This is a genomic window from Streptomyces sp. NBC_00457 (genome assembly GCF_036014015.1).
GTDB lineage: Bacteria > Actinomycetota > Actinomycetes > Streptomycetales > Streptomycetaceae > Streptomyces.
In genome coordinates this window covers 10,087,809-10,105,690 of sequence record NZ_CP107905.1, presented here as the reverse complement: position 1 = coordinate 10,105,690, position 17,882 = coordinate 10,087,809, and the positions used below count along the sequence as shown (strand labels likewise).

Here is a 17,882-nt window from a genome sequence, read left to right as displayed (position 1 = left end):
CGGGCCGCCCGGCCGGCCACGCGCGCAGCGCGTACGGCTCAGGGGACACCCACCCGTTCGCGCCCGCAACCGGAGCCGGCCCGATCGTGCGGCTGCGCCACAGGCCGCTGAACCCGCTCACACGGCGGACGGTGCCCGCTTCCGTGCCGCCTCCAGGACGGGGCCCGGCGCGTGACTGCACCGCCGTACGAAATACGAACAGAAAACGGCCCCTTTCGGAACGATGTTTCCATCGACCGTGCGAGACCGGTCGATGACGGTGTGTACTGTGCGACGAGTGCCTGGTCCACGGGCCTCGGACCCGCCCCTGCCCGACTTCGCATGGAAACCGATTCGATGATCGAACTACCGGACCTGGTGGCCGGCGGTCTCGCCGTCGGCACACTGTCCGCGCTCGCCCTCCTCGGCGGGCTGCTGCGATCCCGGCGTCAACAAGCCGCGCAGCGTGAGGAGATCGCCCGATTACGTGCCCAACTCGACGGCGCTCCCCTGGCGTTCACCTCCGAGGTCGAGCATCTCGCGGCACGCCGCGTCCCGGCCGCCGCACGGCAACTGGCGCATCCGCACGTCGTGGTGCCGGGCCCGCTGAATCCGCAGCACGCCGGTACGCCGCTCGGTGTCGCGATGGAGCACGTGCTGAAAGGGCTGCGCACGGAGCTGGCGGCGCAACGCACCCGGATCGACGCGGCGGCGCAGGCCGGGATGCGCGGCGCCACGCGGGAGATCCAAGCGGGCCTGTACCGGCTCCAGGACGCCCTGCGCGGGCTGCAACAGCAGTACGACGACCCGGAGTTGGCGCAGACACTGTTCCAACTGGACCACGAGAACGAGCAGTCGCTGCGGCGGGCGCAGGTCGCCGCGGTCGTGTGCGGGGCCTGGGTCGGGCTGGCCCGCGAGGAGTCGCACCTGGTGGAGGCGGTGACCGGCGGTCAGGCCCGGCTGGCGGGCTATCACCGGGTCCGGGTCCACAACCACCTGGAGGCGGGCACCGCCCTGGTGTCCCACGCGGTCGAGCCGGTCGCCATCATCGTCGCCGAACTCCTCGACAACGCCCTGCGCCACTCCGCACCCGACACCGACGTCACGGTCAGCCTGGAGCACGTCCATCACGGCGTCTGCGTCACCATCGACGACGCCGGTCTCGGCATGACGCAGGACGAACGGGCCCGCGCCCAGCGGATGGTGGCCGGCACCGAGCCGATCCTGCTCACCGACCTCGGTGACCCGCCGCGCATGGGACTCGCCGCGATCGGCCGGCTGACCCGGCAGTTCGACCTGAGCGTGGACCTCTCCTCGCCCTCCCCGTACGGCGGTGTGCGCGCGGTGCTGCTCGTCGACAGCCATCTGCTCACCCGTATCGACCCCGCCGCACAGCCGCCGGCGGCCAGCGCCCCGCGCTCGACGCGCAAGAACGTGCCCACCGCCGTTCACAGTTACGGCAGCGAACAGGACGAGGAGGCCGCCGGGTCCGGGCACCACAGCCCGGGGGACGCCGGAGGCCTGCCGCAGCGCCGACGTCGTACCCGGGCAGCCGCCGCACCGGCCGAACCCGAGCCGCGGCCTCCCGCGCGGCGCCCGGAGGACGCCGCCGCGGCGCTCGGCGCGCTGCAGTCCGGCACCGCCGCCGCACGCGCGCGGGACGACGACGCCGTACCCGCCGTGCAGCACGAGACCGAACAGACCGACCATGATGAGGGGGGAGCGGCGCGATGACCAGCCGCGATGCAGGCGAGACGGCGTGGGTGCTGGAGCCGATCCTCCAGGTACCGCATGTCGTGGCCGCCGTCCTGCTGACGCGGGACGGGCTGGTGAAGGGGTACACGGACGCGCTGGCGCAGCCGTCGGCCGAGCGGGTGGCCGCCATCACCAGCACCGTTCAGGGGGCGTGCCGGACGGCCGCGGCGGCCTTCGCCGACCGGGACCAGGCGGAGGTGCGGCAGGTCGTCATCGAGTCCGACCACGGCTATGTCCTCATCGTCCCGACGGATCACGGCACCTGCGTGGCCGCGTACGGGGACGGCGAGGTCCGCCTCGATCTGCTCGCGCACCGTGTCCACTCGCAAGTGGCACGGCTGGGCGAGAAGGCGATGGCGGCCGCGCCCCGGGGAACCGACGGCGACACGCCCGTATGACCGTCCGGCGTGGCGGCCGTCCCCTCGTACCCGCGTATCTGTCGACCGGCGGCGTGGCCCGGCCGAGCCGCCCCCAGCTGGAGCGGCTGACGGTCCTCACCGGCAGCGGGACGCCCGCGCCCGCGGACCTGCCCGCCGCTCAACTGGCCCTGCTGGAAGCCCTGGACGGCGGATCGCTGACGGTGGTGGAGGCCGCGGCCCTGCTGGAGCTGCCGGTGTCCGCGGTGCGCGTGCTGGCCGCCGATCTCGTCGACCGGGGCCTGGCGCTGGCCCGCCCGCCGATCCCGCCCGCCGAACGGTTCGCCCCCGACCTGCTGAAGAGAGTGGCCGATGGCCTCCGCGCCCTCAAGCACGACTAGCCGCACCCATTTGCCCGAGACCGCCCGCGAGTTGGTGAAGATCCTCGTCGCCGGGCCCTTCGGGGTGGGCAAGACGACCCTGATCGACTCCGTCTCCGAGATCCGGCCGCTGCACACCGAGGAGCCGCTCAGCGAGGCCTCCGCGCAGACGGACGATGTCGCCGGCGTGCGGGACAAGTCGACGACGACCGTCGCCATCGACTTCGGGCGGATCAGCCTGCCGGACGGCATCGTGCTCTATCTCTTCGGCACGCCGGGGCAGGAGCGGTTCCGTTCGCTGTGGGACGACATCGCGTACGGGGCGCTCGGCGCGCTCGTCCTGGTGGACAGCCGTCGGATCGACGCGTCGTTCGACGTGCTCGGCCTGGTCGAGGAGACCGGCCTGCCGTACGCGGTCGCCTTCAACGCCTTCCCCGACGCGCCCCGCCACTACACCGACGAACAGCTGCGCGCCGCCCTCGACTTGGAGCCGACGACCCCGATGCTCGTGTGCGACGCGCGGGACGCGGACTCCTCGATCGACGCGCTGCTCGCGCTGGTCCAGCACCTGATCGACCGCCACCCCCCGGAGCACCGGTGACCACCTATCCCCCCGCCCAGCAGGCCTTCTCCCTCTCCACCCCGGTACGGCTGTGGGAGGACGGTTTCGCGCTGGATCCGTACGGCTACTACGACGCCCTGCGCGCCCAGGGCCCGGTCGGCTGGGCCGAACTCGCCCCGGGTGTACCGGCGTACGTCGTCACCGACCGGCGGGCCGCGCTGGAGCTGCTGCACGACACGGACACGTTCTCGCACGATCCGCGGCCGTGGGAGGCCACCGTCGCCGACGACTCGCCGGTGCTCGGCATGATGCGCTGGCGGCCCAACTCCCTGTTCGCGGACGGGGCGGCCCATCTCCGCTACCGCACCACGCTGATCGACACCTTCGACGGCATCGAACCGCACGACCTGCGCGCCCGTGTCCACAGGGCCGTGCATGTGCTGGTGAGCCGGTTCGGGCCGCGGGGCGAGGCGGATCTGGTCGGCGAGTTCGCGCGGCCGTTGATGGCGCTGGTGTTCAACAGCCTGTTCGGACTGCCGGACAGCCACAGCGACCGGCTCGACGCGGCGCTGGGCCGGATGATGGAGGGCGGCGCGGAAGCGGCGCAGGGCGAGGCGGAGTTCGGCGGCTACATCATGGAGCTGATCGCCGCCAAGACCGAGCAGCGCGGCGACGACCTGCCGAGCAGGCTCCTCGACCATCCGGCCGGGCTCACTCCGGAGGAGGTCACCTGGCAGGTGTTCCTCACCCTCGGCGCCGGACACGAACCGACGGCGAACCTGGTGTCCAACGCGCTGTCCCGGATCCTCGGCAACCCGCTCTACTACTCGACGCTGACCAGCGGTTCCCGCCCCGTGATGGACGCGGTGGTGGAGGTGCTGCACCACGAGACGCCCCTGGCCAACTACGGCATCCACTACGCCCGCAGGGCCGTGACCTTCCACGGGGCGTGGATCAGGGCCGCGGTTCCGGTGGTGATCTCGTACGGGGCGCTCGCGCACTTCGCCGAGCGGGAGCGCACCGACGACCGGCACCCCCAGGACGCCTCGCATCTGTCCTGGTCGGCGGGCCCGCACGCCTGCCCGGTCAAGCAGCACACGCTGCTCATCGCCACCGAGGCGATCGAACGGCTCACCCAGTGGCTGCCCGATCTGCGGCCGGTCCTGCCACGCGAACGACTGAGCTGGCGCCCGGGACCCTTCCACCGCTCGCTGACCTCGCTGCCCGTCCGGTTCAGCCGCCGCTCCCCCGACCAGCCAGGAGATCCGTCGTGACCGTCACCGACCGCATCGCTCTCGACCCGTTCGGCGCCGACATCCCCGCCGAGAGCGCCCGGTTGCGCGCCCTCGGCCCGATCGTCCCCGTGGAGCTGCCGGGCGGCATCCCGGCTTGGGCGCCCACCCGCTACGACACGCTCAAGGAACTGATCCTCGACCCGCGGGTCAGCAAGGATCCCCGGCTGCACTGGAAGCTGTGGCCGGAGATCGGCGAACACCCCTCCTGGGGCTGGGTCCTGGGCTGGGTGGGCGTGGTCAACATGCTCTCGACGTATGGTGCCGACCACGCGCGCTTACGCAAGCTGGTCTCGCCGAGCTTCACGCACCGGCGCACCGAGGCGATGCGCCCGCGGGTGGAGGCGATCACGGCGGAGCTGCTCGACGGCCTCGCTCAGGCGGGCGCGGACGGTTCCGCGGTCGACCTCAAGGCGGGGCTGGCGCATCCGCTGCCCATGCGGATGATCTGCGAACTGTTCGGTGTCCCTGAGGAGTTGAGGGACGCCACCGGCACCATGATCGCGGCCCTCATGGACACCTCCGACCCGAGCCCGGAACACGCCGCGTTCGTTCAGCGGCAGATCGGCACCGTGCTGCCCGCGCTGATCGCCCACCGCACCGCACACCCGGGGGACGATCTCACCACCGAGCTGATCCGGGTGCGGGACGAGGACGGCGACCGGCTCAGCGACGAAGAGCTGCTCTACACGCTGCTGCTGGTCATCGGCGCCGGCTTCGAGACGACCGTCAACCTCATCGGCAACGCGGTCGTCGCCCTGCTGACGCACCCCGAGCAGCTGGCCGCCGTACGGTCCGGGAAGCTCGGCTGGGAGGCGGTCGTCGAGGAGACACTGCGGGTCCACCCGTCCATCGCCTCGCTGCCGTTGCGGTTCGCCGTCACGGACCTGACCGTCGGCGACGTCACCATCCCCGCCGGGGACGCCATCGTCACGACGTACGCCGCCGCGGGGCTCGATCCCGCGCACTACGGTCACGACGCCGACGCCTTCGACGCCGGGCGCGGAGCCGACGACCATCTGGCCTTCGGGATCGGGGTGCACCGGTGCATCGGAGCGCCCCTCGCCCGTATGGAGGCCCTCACCGCCCTGCCCGCGGTCTTCGCCCGCTTCCCCGGGCTGGAACTGGCCGTGGACGAGGGCGCGTTGCGGCAGGTGCCGTCCTTCATCGCGTTCGGCTGGCAGGAGATTCCGGTACGGCTGGGAGGCTGAGCCGGCCGCCCCGGGACCCTGCCGACTCCGCCACCCACTTCTCCAGCCACTCGACGAACTCACCTGCGCGCGCTGGCCAGTTGAGGTCAGTGAGGGCCGCGTCGCGCCCCCGCCGCGCGGCGCGCAGCCGCAGTTCGGCATCGCCGCTCAGGCGCCGTATCGCGGCCGCGGCCGCTGCCGGGTCCTCGTAGGGGACGACGAGGCCGCAGCCGTGGCCCCGGACGAGTTCGGCGGCGAGCGGGGTCGGCGTGGTGACGACGGGGACGCCGTGCGCCATGTACTCGACGACCTTGGTGGGGCGTGAGTGGCGGTAGTTGGGCTGGTCGTGCAGGAGGGAGAGGCCGGCCGTGGCGCCGGACAGCAGGGCGAGGGCGTGGTCGTTGGGCAGGAAGCCGTGCCAGCGCAGGACGCCGTCGCGGTCGGCTTCGGCGAGCTCGTCGCGTACGTCGGGATCCGCCGCGCCGATCACCTCGATCCGGAACGACGGGCCGAGCAGTCGGGCCGTCTCGATCAGGTCCAGCGCGCCGCGGGCCCGTGACAGATGCCCCAGGTAGACGACCCGGTCGTCGCCGGGCGGAGCCGGCACGACGGTCGGAACGACGGCGAGGTTCGGCACGACCGGGTGGGAGCGGCGAAAGCGTGCCTGGTAGGCGTCCTCGGCGAGCAGCAGGCGCAGTCGGCGCTCCGCGAGGCGTTCCGCCGCGCGCACCGCGAGGCGCAGGGGTGGGCGCAACGGTCCCGGCACCCAAGCCTTCATGGCCAGTGCCGCAGCCGTGTCCTCGTGCACGTCCCACACCGTCACCGGGGACCGGCCGGTGCGCTGCCACCGACGCAGGGTGCGGGGGAGGGCCAGCAGCAGTTCGGGGTCGTGCAGCAGCACCAGATCCACTTCGGGCCCGCGTTCGGCGAGCAGGACGCGGGCCGCCCGCAGTGCCGCACGGCGGCTGCGGCCCGCAGCTCGCGGCAGGTCCACCCCCTCGACGTACGGCCGCGGCGCCACCGATCGGGCGGTGAAGGGGGCCGCGTAGACGATCTCGTGGCCGCGCTCCCTCAGGGCCGTTATCTCCCGGTGCAGGATGCGGGCGTCCTCGGGGTGGTGCACGACGGTGACGACGAGTATCCGCATAGGGGCGCCTTTCAGCTCCGTGGGACGCGGCCGTGCGGAGGAGCTGCCTAGAGCTCCTCGATCCCCGGCCGGAAGATCCGCCCCCGGGTGTCGAACAGCAGTCGGGCCTCGTCGGCGAGGGCGGGCAGGTCGTAGGCCGAGTGGTCCTGCAGCAGGATCGTCAGGTCGTGGTCCCGCGCGGCCTCGATGGCGTCGTCGACACGGGGGACGGCCACGCCGTCGACGGACCACTCGGGCACGTGGGGGTCGTGGAAGGCGATCTCCGCCTCCCGTTCCCGCAGCAGCCTGGCCACCGGCACCGCGGGCGACTCGCGTTGGTCGGCCACGTCGGGTTTGTAGGTGACACCCATGAGCAGCACCCGAGAGCCGTGCAGCGGCTTGCCGACGCTGTTGAGGAGGTCCTGGGCGCGGCGCACGACGTACTCCGGCATCCGGCGGTTGATCTCCTGGGCGAGCTCGACGAAGCGGAACTCGTAGCCGAGCGCGGAACGCACCTTGTACGACAGGTAGTTGGGGTCGATGGGAATGCAGTGGCCGCCCACTCCGGCGCCGGGTCTGAAGGCCTGGAAGCCGAACGGCTTGGTGGCGGCGCAGCGGATGGCGTCCCAGACGTCGACATGCAACTCGTGGCTGATGATGGTCAGTTCGTTGACCAGGGCGATGTTGACGTGCCGGTACGTGTTCTCGATGAGCTTGGCCAGTTCGGCCTCGCGGGTGCCCTTTGCCTGGACGACGGTGTCGACGAGCTTGCCGTAGAAGGCGACGGCGCGTGCCGCGCAGGACGGGGTGCAGCCGCCGACGACCTTGGGGGTGTCGCGCAGTTGGTGCGCGGAGTTGCCGGGATCGATGCGCTCTGGTGAGAACGCCAGGGCGAAGTCCTCGCCGACGCGCAGCCCGGACTCCTCCAGCAGCGGGCGGACGATCTCCTCGGTGGTGCCGGGGTAGGTGGTCGACTCCAGGACGACGAGCTGCCCGCGCCGCAGCCGGCCGGCGATCGTCCGGGTGGCGTCGGTCACCGCGCTCAGATCGGGGCCCCCGTCCTGGCCCAGCGGAGTCGGCACGCAGATGACCACGTTCTGTGCGCGGGCGAGACAGCGGTCGTCCGTGTACGCCGTGAATCCTGCCGCCCGCATGCGGCGGACGTCCTCGTCGGACACGTCGTCGACGTGCGAGCGCCCGGCGTTGAGCGCGGTGACGACCTCGGCGTTCCGGTCGAGCCCCACGACTCTCAGGCCGACCGAGGCGGCCTCCCGGGCGAGGGGCAGCCCGACGTAGCCGAGCCCGAGTACCGCGAGTTCGACGTCGTCGGTCTCCTCTTCGTCCCCGAGCGGTTGGCTCACCTCTGCGAGCGGTTCGGTCTCGTCGACCTGCATACGGGTTCACCCGGCTTTCAGGGCGGGAGTCGGCATCCAAGCGCGCGATAGGCATCGCGGGTCATGGCGGCGACCCGGCTCCAGGTACGGGCCCGCGCGACGATCGAGCGGGCGTTGATCCCCATGTCAATTCGCCGGGTTTGAGAATAAAACAGCCCTTCGATAACTTCCGCCCAAGCTTGTGGGGATGCGGAAGGAATGAGCTCACCGCTTGCGCCGGGCTCGACCAGCTCCCTCATCGCGGCGAGATCGCTGGCCACCACCGGCAGACCGCTCGCCATCGCCTCGACCGGCTTGAGCGGCGTCACCAGTCGGCACACGCGCTCGTCGGTGCGCGGCACCGTGAACACGTCCAACACCGCGTGGTACGACCGCACTTGGTCGTGTGGCACCCGTCCGGTGAACAGGGCGCCGCCGTCTCCGAGACCGAGCCGGACGGCCAGTGCCCGCAGCGCCGCCCGCTCCGGACCGTCGCCCACGATCAGCAGCCGCACGGGGACGCCGCGGCGACGCAGCTCGGCACCCGTATGGAGCAATGTGCCGATTCCCTCATATGGAGTAAGACTGCTGACGGTGCCGACGACGAGGTCGTCCGGCGCGATGCCGAGGCGGGCGCGCAGCAGCGCCCCGTCCGGCAGCGGGGCCAGGAAGTCGTCGTCCACCGCGTTCGGCGCGATCAGGACCCGGTCCTCGGGCACTCCACGGGCCACGATCTCGGCGCGCATCGCGGCACCCAGCGTCAGGACCAGATCGGCCTCGCGCATGCAGTACGTCTCGAGCGCGCGCCGCGTGCGGTAGGTCGGGTCGTCCGGGCTGCGCCCCGGAGCCTGCGTCAGCCAGCTCTCCTCCAGAAAGCCCCGCACCTCGTAGACCACGGGCAGCCCGTAGGCCTCGCGCAGCGCGAGGGCGACCCGTCCGTTGCCGTGGTCGGTGGCCGCGTGCAGGACGGCGGGCCGCAGCCGCTCCACCAGCCGCCCGGCCAGCTCGGCGTTACGGGCCAGCACGGCATCCTGACCGTACGGCAGCCGCGACGGCAGCAGTCGGTGCTGCGGTACGCCGCCCACGATCTGCAGCGGGCGTGCGTCCAGCACGCCCTGCGCCACCGGGAAGCCGACGCGCGTGACCACGTGCGGATCGAGTCCGTCCGCCCGCTGGGCCTCGGCGAGTTTCTGGGTGCGCACGGTGTAGCCGGCGTGCTTGAACGGCAGCCCGTTGGTGACCAGATGGAGTACCCGGCCCGGCACCGGAGCGACGGTCCGCCCGGCGGGGGCGGGCACCCGCGCCGTACCGGACCCAGTGGCGGTGGGGCCGGCGGTGCGGGCGCGGGCGGCGAGCCGCCGTTCGACGCCCGCCAAGCGGTCCCCGACGGGGGTCGGCAGCAGCCGCAGGCCGAGCAGCGCCGCCCGGACGGGGTCCTGGCGCAACTCGCCCCATGCCACGGAGGCAGCCAGACTGAGAGCTCGGGGGACATGACGTGACATACCGGCACATTAGGTCGACCGAGCGGAGAACCGACACCATGACCGGCCGCGTACTCCATGTCGTCGGCGCCCGGCCCAATTTCGTCAAGGCGGCGCCGGTGGTCGCCGCCCTGCGCTCGGCCGGATGCGAGCAGGTGCTCGTCCACACCGGGCAGCACTACGACGAACGCCTGTCGGACGTCTTCTTCCGGCAGCTGGGCCTGCCCGCACCGGACACCGACCTCGGCGTCGGCTCCGGCAGCCACGCCCGGCAGACCGCCGAGCTCCTGGTGGCGCTGGAGCCCGAACTGACCGCACGCGCACCCGCCCTCGTCCTGGTCTACGGCGACGTGAACTCCACCCTGGCCGGTGCCCTCGCCGCCGCAAAACTCGGCATACCGGTCGCCCATGTGGAGGCGGGCCTGCGCAGCTTCGACATGACGATGCCGGAGGAGGTCAACCGACGCCTGGTGGACCAGCTGGCCGACCTGCTGTTCGTCACCAGCCCGGAGGCCATCGGCCATCTCACCCGCGAGGGAGTGGACGTGGACCGCGTCCACCTCGTCGGCAACCCGATGATCGACACCCTGCTCACCCATCTGGACCTGTTCGACCCGGCCGCCGCGCGTACCGCTAACGACCTCCCCGACCGCTACGGCGTGGTCACGCTGCACCGCCCTTCGAACGTCGACGACCCCGAAGCGGCCCGGGCCGCCGCCCTCGTCCTGACCGAGGCGGCCCGCCACCTCGACCTCGCCGTGCCCCTGCATCCGCGCGGCCGGCGGGCGCTGGAGGCAGCGGGCCTCTGCGGCGCTCCCGGCGTGCACGTGCTCGAACCACTGGGATACGTCGAGTTCATGAGCCTGGTGAGGGGAGCCGCCGTGGTGATCACCGACTCCGGCGGCGTTCAGGAGGAGACCACCATCCTGGGCGTACCGTGCCTGACCCTGCGCACCACCACCGAGCGCCCGGTCACCGTCACCGACGGCACCAACCGCCTCGTCGGGCACGCCGAGTTGATTCCCGCGCTGCGCAAGGCGCTGGACGGCGAGCAGACGGCGCGCGGAGAGGGCCCACCGCTGTGGGACGGCAAGGCGGGCGCCCGGATCGCCCGGATCGTCACCAGGTGGCTGGATCACCATGACTGACCGCGCAGCCACCCGGACGGCGGAACGCGCCCACGATTACTGGGACTCCCGCCACCGCGAGCACGACGACCTCACCTCCGGCGGTCACATCGGCCTCGATCACGCCGGCAACGAGATCTTCTACGCGCGGCGGCTCGGCACCCTCCTCACCCTGATCGGCGACCTGGCCAGCCAGCGGGCACCGCTGTTCGTCCTCGACGCAGGGTGCGGCAAAGGGCACTTCGCCCGCGCACTGGCCCGCTGCGGCCACCGCGTCGACGCCTTCGACCTGAGCGAGGAGGCCGTGACCCACGCCCGCGCCGACGGCGGCGGCCCACGGTACGCGGTGTCCTCGCTCGCCGACTGGCGCAGTCCCTGGCCGTACGACGTCGTGCTCTGCGTCGACGTGCTCTTCCACGTCCTCGACGACACCGAGTGGTCCGCCGGACTGCGCAACCTCGCCTCCCTGGTCCGCCTCACCGGCCGGCTGATCGTCACCGACGAGGACATCGGGGAGCGCAGACCGCGCGGTGACTACATCGTGCACCGCCCGACGGCCGCGTACCGCGCGGAGCTCGAACCCCTCGGCCTGCGGCACACCCTGTTCGAGCCGTACGACTTCCGCGAGAACGAGGTCGGCTTCCACGTCTTCACAAGGACCCGATGATGCGCCTGACCGATCTGCTCCACCCCCACCTGGACGGCGTCACGACCGTCATCGACGCGACCACCGGCGGTGGACTGAACCTGGCGCCCTATCTGCACCTCCCGGACGGCGTCGCGCTGCGCGCGGCTGACGAAAGCCCCGTGGAGGCGGGCGAGTTGGTGCTGCTCTCGTACGGCCCGGACCCCGCTCTGCACGGCACCGAGGCCGACTGTCTCGCCGTACTGGAGCGGATGCGGCCCGGTGGGCGCGGACTCATCGTGTTCGGGCACCCCGCGCCCGAACTCCCCTACCACCGGCTCCTGGACGCCCTGGTCACCCGGCGCTGTCAGGTGCTGCGCGCCGTCCCGCTCGACTACGCCCACCTCCGCGCGGGCGCCGTGTTCGCCCGCACGGACGAACTCCTGCCGCCGCACGACTGGTTCGGGCGACCGGTACCGTCCGAGGGCCTGCCCACGGCGCTGCGGACGGCGAGCGAGTACGTCCTCGCCGACCTGGTCTCCCGGTCCCTGCGGGCCCGCGTACTGGACCTCGAGAAGGAGGTCGAGGAAGCGGAACACGGCGGTGCCGGAGTCCGGCAGGACGGGCTCGCCGACCGGCTGGCCGTCGCCGTGCGGGAGCGGGAGCAGTTGGCGTCCGCGCTGCGCGGGGCCCGCGAGCGGGTCGATGTGCTGCAGGCGCGGGTGGCCATGCTGGAGGGCTCGACCTCGCTGAGGGTCGGGCGGGCGCTGGTGGCGGCGGCCCGTTCGCCCGGGCGGGGGACGGCGCGGCTGCCCCGGGAGCTGTACGGGATGTGGCGGGGGCGGGCGAAGTCCCGGCCGCAGCCGACCGGGCGGAGTGCGCCGGGGACCGCATTGCCTCAGGTGCTCGACGGCCGGTTCCACCTCGCCCACCGTGCCCTGTCCTCGGCTCCGCGTGACCGCCTGGTCGTCGCCGGCGTGCTCACCGACCGCACGGCCGAGGACTTCGCCGCGGACGCCGTCGTGAACCGTCTGCTGCCGCACGACGGGCGTCTGCTCGTGCGGCGCACCGATCCGGACGCCGTCGTCGTACAGCTGAGCGCTTGCACGGGCGACGGCCCCTGGTCGCCTGCGGGCACCGGCCTCGCGCCGGACCTGGACCGGCAGCTGGCCGAAATCCTCACCGAGGCACGGGCGTTGGGCCGCGCTGCCGTCCTGTGGCGGGACGCCCCCGCGGCCGGTGCCCCCGGCCTGACGCAGTTCGCCTGGGACGCCGTGCTGGATACGGACACCGGCGTACGGCTTTCCTGCCTCGACCCGGAGAGGTGCGGGCGGGACGGGCTCCGGGAGGCCTTCCTACGAGACAGCACCCGGGTGCGGCTGGCAGAGCTGGCGCGACGGGTCGGCGGTCCGGACCCGCTGGCCGAACGGCGCGTCGCCGTGCTGGCCGCGCCCGGCGACCGGGACGAGGTGGCACGGCTGGTCGGCCAGGTGCTGGGGCAGATCCATCGACCGGCCGAGGTCGTCGTTCCCCGTCCGGCGGGCGGCGTCCTCGACGAGCTGACCGGCGCCGGTGTGACCGTCCGGGAAGGACGGCCCACGGCGCCCTGGGTCGCGGACTGGACCGACCTGTCCGTGGACCGTCCGGACACGCTGCTGCTGGACCTGATGTGCGCGCAGGAGTACTCCGGCGCCGACGCGGTCGGGCACACCGTGGCCGACGACGACTACCTCTTCGTACCGGTCCTCACCCCGCTCCTCGTCCGCCGGTCGCTGCATCTGGCCGGTGCACCGCCCGAGGACTGGCTGGACCTGGGGTACCGCCTGTTCGCCGTGCACGGGAAGGAGTCGTCATGAGCCGCACGCCACGTGCCCTCGTCTACGGCGATGTGGACCTCAACCTCATCGACGGCTCCGCGGTGTGGGCCCAGTCGACGGTGGAAGCGCTCTCGGCGGCGGGCTGCGCGACCCGCCTGGTCCTCAAGGCCCCCGTGCGAACGGGCCGGTTGATCGACCCGATCGCCGGGCTGCCCGGGGTCGCGGTGGTCCGCCCGCACGAGGACCGGCTGCTGCCCGCCGCGGACGACCGCCCCCTGTCGCCGGCGCAGGCTTCGCGGGTGCTCGCCCTGCTCGACCAGGACGACCCCTGCGATCTGCTGGTACTACGCGGCCGTCGGCTGGTCACGCGCGTGGTCGCCGACGGGCACTTCGACGGGCGGATCTGGGCCTACCTCACCGACATCCCGCAGTCGCCCGCCGAGATGACGGAGCAGGTCCGGGAAGATCTCACCCGCATCGCCGAAGCGTCCGCGCGACTCCTGTGCCAGACCGAGGAGTTGCGCTGCTTCCTGGAGACCTGGGTGCCCGAGGCCTGCGGTCGCTCTCTGCTCAGCCCGCCGGCCGTGCCCGACCCCGGCTTCACCGTGCCCGAACACGACCGCCCGCACGACCCCTTCCGCCTCGTCTACACGGGCAAGTTCGCGCCCCACTGGAACACCCTTCCCATGACCCGGCTGCCGGCGCTGCTCGCGGAGCGGGGCATCCAGGCCGAACTGCACACCGTCGGCGACAAGATCCACCACGACCCCGCCCGTCCGGACTTCCGGGCGGCCATGGCACGGGCCCTGGACGGCGGCACTCCCGGCGTCACGCACCACGGCGGGCAGCCGCGTGAGGAGGCCATGCGCATCGCCGCCGACTGCGACCTGGGCCTGGGCTGGCGCGACACCGCCCTCGACGCCAGTCTCGAACTGTCCACCAAGGTCCTGGAGTTCGGCGCGCTCGCGCTGCCCGTCGTCCTCAACCGCACGCCCGCCCACGAAGCACTGCTCGGCGAGGACTACCCGCTCTTCGTGCCCGGACGCGCCGAACTCCCGGACGCGGTCGACGCCGTCGCCCGTGCCGTGCGCGAGCCCGAGTCCCGGCTGCTGGCGGCCGACCGGTGCCGTCAGGCCGCCCGCCGGTACACGCTGCGGGGCGCGGCGGAGCGCTGGCGTACCCACCTCGACCGGGCCTTTCCGTCCATGCCGGCCGCCGTCGCCCGCCGGTCGCGACCGCTGCGGATCGGGGTCGCGGGCCACGACCTGAAGTTCCTCACCCGGCTCCTCGACCACTTCCGTGCCCTGCCCGGCCTGGAGGTACGGCTGGACAGCTGGCCCGCACTGGCCCGCCACGACCCGGCGGCCAGCCGGGAACTCGCCGACTGGGCCGATGTGATGGTCGTCGAATGGTGCGGTCCGGCCGCCGTCTGGTTCAGCCGCCACAAGCGGCGCGGCAGCCGGCTCATCGTCCGGCTGCACCGGTTCGAGCTGGACGCCGGCTGGCCGCGGCAGGTCGACATCGACGCGGTCGACCGGGTGGTGTGCGTCAGTCCGTACTACGCCCGCCGCACGCGGGAGGTCACCGGCTGGCCCGAGTCCAAGATCACCGTCATCCCGAACTGGGTCGACACCGACCAGCTGGACCGGCCCAAGACGCCCGGAGCGCACTTCCGGCTCGGCATGATCGGCATCGCGCCCAGCCGCAAACGCCTCGATCTCGGCATCGACGTCCTGGAGAAGCTGCGGGCCCATGATCGGCGCTGGCATCTGTCGGTCAAGTCCAAGCCGCCGTGGGAGTACTGGTGGATCTGGAACAAGCCCGAGGAACGCGAGCACTACGACGCCGTACTGCGCCGGATCCAGACCGCGCCGCTGCTCGAAGGGGCCGTCGTCTTCGACACGTTCGGGCCGGACGTGGCCAACTGGCTCCGGCGCGTCGGGCATGTGCTGTCCACCAGCGACGACGAGAGCTTCCACCTCTCTCCTGCCGAGGGCATGGCCTCCGGCGCCGTACCCGCGCTGCTGCCGTGGCCGGGCGCGGACGAGATCTACGACCGGCGCTGGATCCACGAGAGCCCGGAGGCGATGGCGGAGGCGATCGCCGCGCTCGGGGAACCGGAGCCCTGGCGGTTCGCCGGGGAGCTGGCCCGCACCCAGGTACGGCAGGCGTTCTCGCTGGAGCGGGTGGCGCGGTCCTGGACCGACCTGCTGGTGAGCGGGTGACGCGCATGGCCACCCTGTGGGAGCTGCTGCGGGACTGCATTCCCGGCGACCATGCCCGCCAGGTGACCTCGCGCCACTACCTCGACGAGGCCATGCGCTCTGCCGGCGCTCCCGACAGGGTCATCGATCTCGGGTGCGGGCGTGGCACCTCTGCCCGGCTGTTCCGCCGTCACGATCCGAAGGTGCGGTGGGTGGGGGTCGACATCCGCGACTCGCCCGAAGCGGCCCAGCGGCCGCCCGGAGACGACCCGGTGGTGTATTACGACGGCGTCCGCCTGCCCTTCCGTACGGACGGCGTTCCGTTGATCTACTCGCACCAGGTCTTCGAGCACGTCGCGCGCCCACGCGAGCTGCTCGCCGAGATCGGCCGGGTGCTGCGGCCGGGCGGACTGTTCATCGGCAGCACCTCGCAGCTGGAGCCGTACCACTCCTACAGCCTCTGGAACTACACGCCGTACGGCTTCCGGGTCCTGGTCGAGGAGGCCGGACTGACGCTGGAGGAGGTGCGGCCCTCGCTCGACGGGGTGGCGCTGATCATGCGGACCTACCACGGCCGGCCCTCGGAGTACGGGCGGTACTGGGAGGAGGAGTCCCCGCTCAACGCCGAGATCGACACCTGGGCACGCCGAAGCCGCCGCCGCACAGCCCTGGTGAACCTCCGCAAGCTCACGTTCTGCGGCCAGTTCGCGTTCCGCGCCCGCAAGCCGGGGTGAGCGGAAGCCGATCGGTTCGGCGCGTGCAGAGGTCGGACGCCAACGCACGTGGGCGGAGTGCGCCGCGGCATGCGTGACGCGCACGCCGATCCCCCCGCCCCTCGTTCAGCGACTACCGTCACGCCCAGCCGCCGGCCCCGTGCGCGCATGCTCACGCTCTGAACGCGGTGAGGCGCCACCGCGTGGCGCGCGTCCCACTGAGGGCGGCGCAGCACACCGCCGAGTTCCGAGCCTGCGCCGACACCGCCACATGACCGCATAAGCTCGGCGGATGGCGAAGTACTTCGACGTGCACCCCGAAAACCCCCAGCCGCGCACCATCGCTCAGGTCGCCGACAGCGTCCGCTCGGGTGCGCTGATCGCTTATCCGACGGATTCCTGCTACGCGCTCGGCTGCCGGCTGGGCAACCGCGACGGTATCGAGCGGATCCGTACGATCCGCCACCTGGACGACCGGCACCACTTCACCCTCGTGTGCCAGGACTTCGCGCAGCTCGGCCAGTTCGTGCACGTCGACAAGGACGTGTTCCGTGCGGTCAAGGCGTCGACGCCCGGCAGCTACACCTTCATCCTCCCCGCGACGAAGGAGGTGCCGCGCATGCTCCAGCACCCGAAGAAGAAGACCGTCGGTGTGCGCATCCCCGATCACGTGGTCACCCAGGCCCTGCTCGCCGAGCTGGGTGAGCCGCTGCTGTCCAGCACGCTGCTCATGCCCGACGAGGACGAACCGATGACGCAGGGCTGGGAGATCAAGGACCGGCTCGACCACATGCTGGACGCGGTCGTGGACTCCGGGGACTGCGGAACCGAGCCGACGACGGTCATCGACTTCTCGGGCGGTGAGGCCGAGATCGTACGGCGAGGGGCTGGGGACCTGGCGCGGTTCGAGTAAGAAGGGAGTGAGGGTCTCCCACGGGTCGCCTTAACTCTGCGTGCGACCATGGCCCGGGCCGGACCCCTCGCGCGGACCGGCCCCGCCGACTCCCCACGCAGAGAGGCAGCCCCGCCATGACCGCCGTACAGGGAACCACCGTCGACATCCCCACCGACGACGGCACCGCTGACGCCTATCTCAGCCACCCCGGCGACGGAGGCCCTCATCCGGCGGTCCTGCTGTACATGGACGCCTTCGGTCTGCGTCCGCGGCTGAAGGCCATGGCCGACCGGCTGGCCGAGGCCGGTTACACGGTGCTCGTGCCGAACGTGTTCTACCGTCATGGGCGTGCGCCGGTCGTCGAGTTGCCGGAGTTCATCGACGTCTCGTCGCGGCCGGCGGTCTTCGAGCGCCTCGGACCGATCATGCAGGACCTGACGCCAGACCGGGCGATGGCTGACGCCGGCGCCTATCTGCGCCGGCTCGCCGACAGCCCGGCGGCGGCCGACGGACCGGTCGCGCTCACCGGGTACTGCATGGGCGCCGGTCTGGCTCTGCGCACCGCCGGAACCTATCCGGAGCGGGTCGCGGCGGCGGCCGGTTTCCACGGCGGGCGGCTGGCGAGCGACAGCCCGGACAGTCCGCACCTGGTGGCCGAACACATCACCGCCGAGCTGTACTTCGGCCACGCCGACGAGGACCCGTCGCTGCCTCCCGAGCAGATCCAGCGTCTCGAGGACGCGCTGACCGCGGCCGGCGTCCGCCACCGGTGCGAGGTCTACGCCGGCGCTCACCACGGGTTCACGCAGGCCGACACGTCCGCGTACCACCGCGAGGGAGACGAGCGGCACTGGGCGGCGCTGCTCGACCTGCTCAAGCGCACCTTCTGAGGACACCGTCCTTCCGGACACGGCGGCACGCGCGCGTGCCGCCGTTTTCTGTACCAGTTGTTGACATGCCCGCGTCGCGGCGCAACGCTGAGAGCGCTCTCAGAATAGGTACAGACC

16 protein-coding genes are annotated in these 17,882 nt (G+C 72.3%); 13 read left to right on the top strand and 3 right to left on the bottom strand.

Annotated elements, in window-relative coordinates; translation table 11 throughout:
• Window positions 1-336: 336 nt before the first annotated feature.
• Genes OG828_RS46095 through OG828_RS46070 form a run of 6 tightly spaced genes read left to right on the top strand, consistent with a single transcriptional unit; the run spans window position 337 to window position 5,535 of the window.
• Window positions 337-1,713 (top strand): ATP-binding protein, encoded by a 1,377-nt coding sequence (locus tag OG828_RS46095; RefSeq protein ID WP_328504535.1) that lies wholly within the window; start codon window positions 337-339, stop codon window positions 1,711-1,713.
• Window positions 1,710-2,132 (top strand): roadblock/LC7 domain-containing protein, encoded by a 423-nt coding sequence (locus OG828_RS46090; RefSeq protein ID WP_328442055.1) that lies wholly within the window; start codon window positions 1,710-1,712, stop codon window positions 2,130-2,132. Before OG828_RS46095 ends, OG828_RS46090 begins: the two co-directional genes overlap by 4 nt.
• On the top strand, window positions 2,129-2,491 hold the full coding sequence (locus tag OG828_RS46085; protein WP_328504534.1) for a DUF742 domain-containing protein: 363 nt from the start codon (window positions 2,129-2,131) through the stop codon (window positions 2,489-2,491). Before OG828_RS46090 ends, OG828_RS46085 begins: the two co-directional genes overlap by 4 nt.
• Window positions 2,463-3,071 carry a GTP-binding protein gene (locus tag OG828_RS46080; RefSeq protein WP_328504533.1) on the top strand — a complete coding sequence of 203 codons (609 nt, stop codon included), beginning with the start codon at window positions 2,463-2,465 and terminating at the stop codon, window positions 3,069-3,071. Before OG828_RS46085 ends, OG828_RS46080 begins: the two co-directional genes overlap by 29 nt.
• Entirely contained in the window at window positions 3,068-4,306 is a 1,239-nt protein-coding gene (locus OG828_RS46075; RefSeq protein ID WP_328504532.1) for a cytochrome P450, read from the top strand. The genes OG828_RS46080 and OG828_RS46075 overlap by 4 nt, the downstream gene beginning before the upstream one ends.
• Complete coding sequence (locus OG828_RS46070) at window positions 4,303-5,535, top strand: cytochrome P450 family protein (protein ID WP_328504531.1); 1,233 nt, start codon at window positions 4,303-4,305, stop codon at window positions 5,533-5,535. Before OG828_RS46075 ends, OG828_RS46070 begins: the two co-directional genes overlap by 4 nt.
• On the opposite strand, the gene OG828_RS46065 is transcribed toward OG828_RS46070, so the two are convergent.
• Genes OG828_RS46065 through OG828_RS46055 form a run of 3 tightly spaced genes read right to left on the bottom strand, consistent with a single transcriptional unit; the run spans window position 5,489 to window position 9,515 of the window.
• Window positions 5,489-6,661 carry a glycosyltransferase family 4 protein gene (locus OG828_RS46065; RefSeq protein WP_328504530.1) on the bottom strand — a complete coding sequence of 391 codons (1,173 nt, stop codon included), beginning with the start codon at window positions 6,659-6,661 and terminating at the stop codon, window positions 5,489-5,491. The two genes, OG828_RS46070 and OG828_RS46065, sit on opposite strands and share 47 nt — an antisense overlap.
• 47 nt (window positions 6,662-6,708) lie before the next feature.
• A complete protein-coding gene (locus OG828_RS46060) occupies window positions 6,709-8,034 on the bottom strand; it encodes a nucleotide sugar dehydrogenase (RefSeq protein ID WP_328504529.1) in 1,326 nt (441 codons plus the stop codon).
• 17 nt (window positions 8,035-8,051) lie between these two features.
• A complete protein-coding gene (locus OG828_RS46055) occupies window positions 8,052-9,515 on the bottom strand; it encodes a glycosyltransferase family 4 protein (RefSeq protein WP_328504528.1) in 1,464 nt (487 codons plus the stop codon).
• Window positions 9,516-9,553: 38 nt separating this feature from the next.
• Between OG828_RS46055 and wecB the strand changes: the two genes are divergently transcribed.
• The 7 genes from wecB to OG828_RS46020 all read left to right on the top strand — a co-directional run bounded on the left by wecB (window position 9,554) and on the right by OG828_RS46020 (window position 17,765).
• On the top strand, window positions 9,554-10,642 hold the full coding sequence (gene wecB / locus OG828_RS46050) for a non-hydrolyzing UDP-N-acetylglucosamine 2-epimerase (RefSeq protein WP_328504527.1): 1,089 nt from the start codon (window positions 9,554-9,556) through the stop codon (window positions 10,640-10,642).
• Window positions 10,635-11,288 (top strand): class I SAM-dependent methyltransferase, encoded by a 654-nt coding sequence (locus tag OG828_RS46045; protein ID WP_328504526.1) that lies wholly within the window; start codon window positions 10,635-10,637, stop codon window positions 11,286-11,288. The genes wecB and OG828_RS46045 overlap by 8 nt, the downstream gene beginning before the upstream one ends.
• Entirely contained in the window at window positions 11,285-13,102 is a 1,818-nt protein-coding gene (locus OG828_RS46040) for a hypothetical protein (RefSeq protein WP_328504525.1), read from the top strand. Before OG828_RS46045 ends, OG828_RS46040 begins: the two co-directional genes overlap by 4 nt.
• Window positions 13,099-15,288: a glycosyltransferase gene (locus OG828_RS46035; RefSeq protein WP_328504524.1), complete on the top strand. Its 2,190-nt coding sequence runs from the start codon at window positions 13,099-13,101 to the stop codon at window positions 15,286-15,288. The genes OG828_RS46040 and OG828_RS46035 overlap by 4 nt, the downstream gene beginning before the upstream one ends.
• Window positions 15,289-15,293: 5 nt before the next feature.
• Window positions 15,294-16,001: a class I SAM-dependent methyltransferase gene (locus OG828_RS46030; protein WP_328504523.1), complete on the top strand. Its 708-nt coding sequence runs from the start codon at window positions 15,294-15,296 to the stop codon at window positions 15,999-16,001.
• 271 nt (window positions 16,002-16,272) lie between these two features.
• Window positions 16,273-16,893 (top strand): L-threonylcarbamoyladenylate synthase, encoded by a 621-nt coding sequence (locus tag OG828_RS46025; protein WP_328370904.1) that lies wholly within the window; start codon window positions 16,273-16,275, stop codon window positions 16,891-16,893.
• Between the two features lie 116 nt (window positions 16,894-17,009).
• Entirely contained in the window at window positions 17,010-17,765 is a 756-nt protein-coding gene (locus OG828_RS46020; RefSeq protein WP_328504522.1) for a dienelactone hydrolase family protein, read from the top strand.
• Window positions 17,766-17,882: the final 117 nt, after the last annotated feature.

Bases quoted from the DNA above. Each gene is read 5' to 3' on its own strand.
- OG828_RS46095 (WP_328504535.1), top strand. From the start codon at position 337: ATGATCGAACTACCGGACCTGGTGGCCGGCGGTCTCGCCGTCGGCACA.
- OG828_RS46020 (WP_328504522.1), top strand. From the start codon at position 17,010: ATGACCGCCGTACAGGGAACCACCGTCGACATCCCCACCGACGACGGC.
- OG828_RS46030 (WP_328504523.1), top strand. From the start codon at position 15,294: ATGGCCACCCTGTGGGAGCTGCTGCGGGACTGCATTCCCGGCGACCAT.
- OG828_RS46055 (WP_328504528.1), bottom strand. From the start codon at position 9,515: ATGTCACGTCATGTCCCCCGAGCTCTCAGTCTGGCTGCCTCCGTGGCA.
- OG828_RS46080 (WP_328504533.1), top strand. From the start codon at position 2,463: ATGGCCTCCGCGCCCTCAAGCACGACTAGCCGCACCCATTTGCCCGAG.
- OG828_RS46035 (WP_328504524.1), top strand. From the start codon at position 13,099: ATGAGCCGCACGCCACGTGCCCTCGTCTACGGCGATGTGGACCTCAAC.
- OG828_RS46060 (WP_328504529.1), bottom strand. From the start codon at position 8,034: ATGCAGGTCGACGAGACCGAACCGCTCGCAGAGGTGAGCCAACCGCTC.
- OG828_RS46040 (WP_328504525.1), top strand. From the start codon at position 11,285: ATGATGCGCCTGACCGATCTGCTCCACCCCCACCTGGACGGCGTCACG.
- OG828_RS46085 (WP_328504534.1), top strand. From the start codon at position 2,129: ATGACCGTCCGGCGTGGCGGCCGTCCCCTCGTACCCGCGTATCTGTCG.
- OG828_RS46045 (WP_328504526.1), top strand. From the start codon at position 10,635: ATGACTGACCGCGCAGCCACCCGGACGGCGGAACGCGCCCACGATTAC.
- OG828_RS46025 (WP_328370904.1), top strand. From the start codon at position 16,273: ATGGCGAAGTACTTCGACGTGCACCCCGAAAACCCCCAGCCGCGCACC.
- OG828_RS46090 (WP_328442055.1), top strand. From the start codon at position 1,710: ATGACCAGCCGCGATGCAGGCGAGACGGCGTGGGTGCTGGAGCCGATC.
- wecB (WP_328504527.1), top strand. From the start codon at position 9,554: ATGACCGGCCGCGTACTCCATGTCGTCGGCGCCCGGCCCAATTTCGTC.
- OG828_RS46065 (WP_328504530.1), bottom strand. From the start codon at position 6,661: ATGCGGATACTCGTCGTCACCGTCGTGCACCACCCCGAGGACGCCCGC.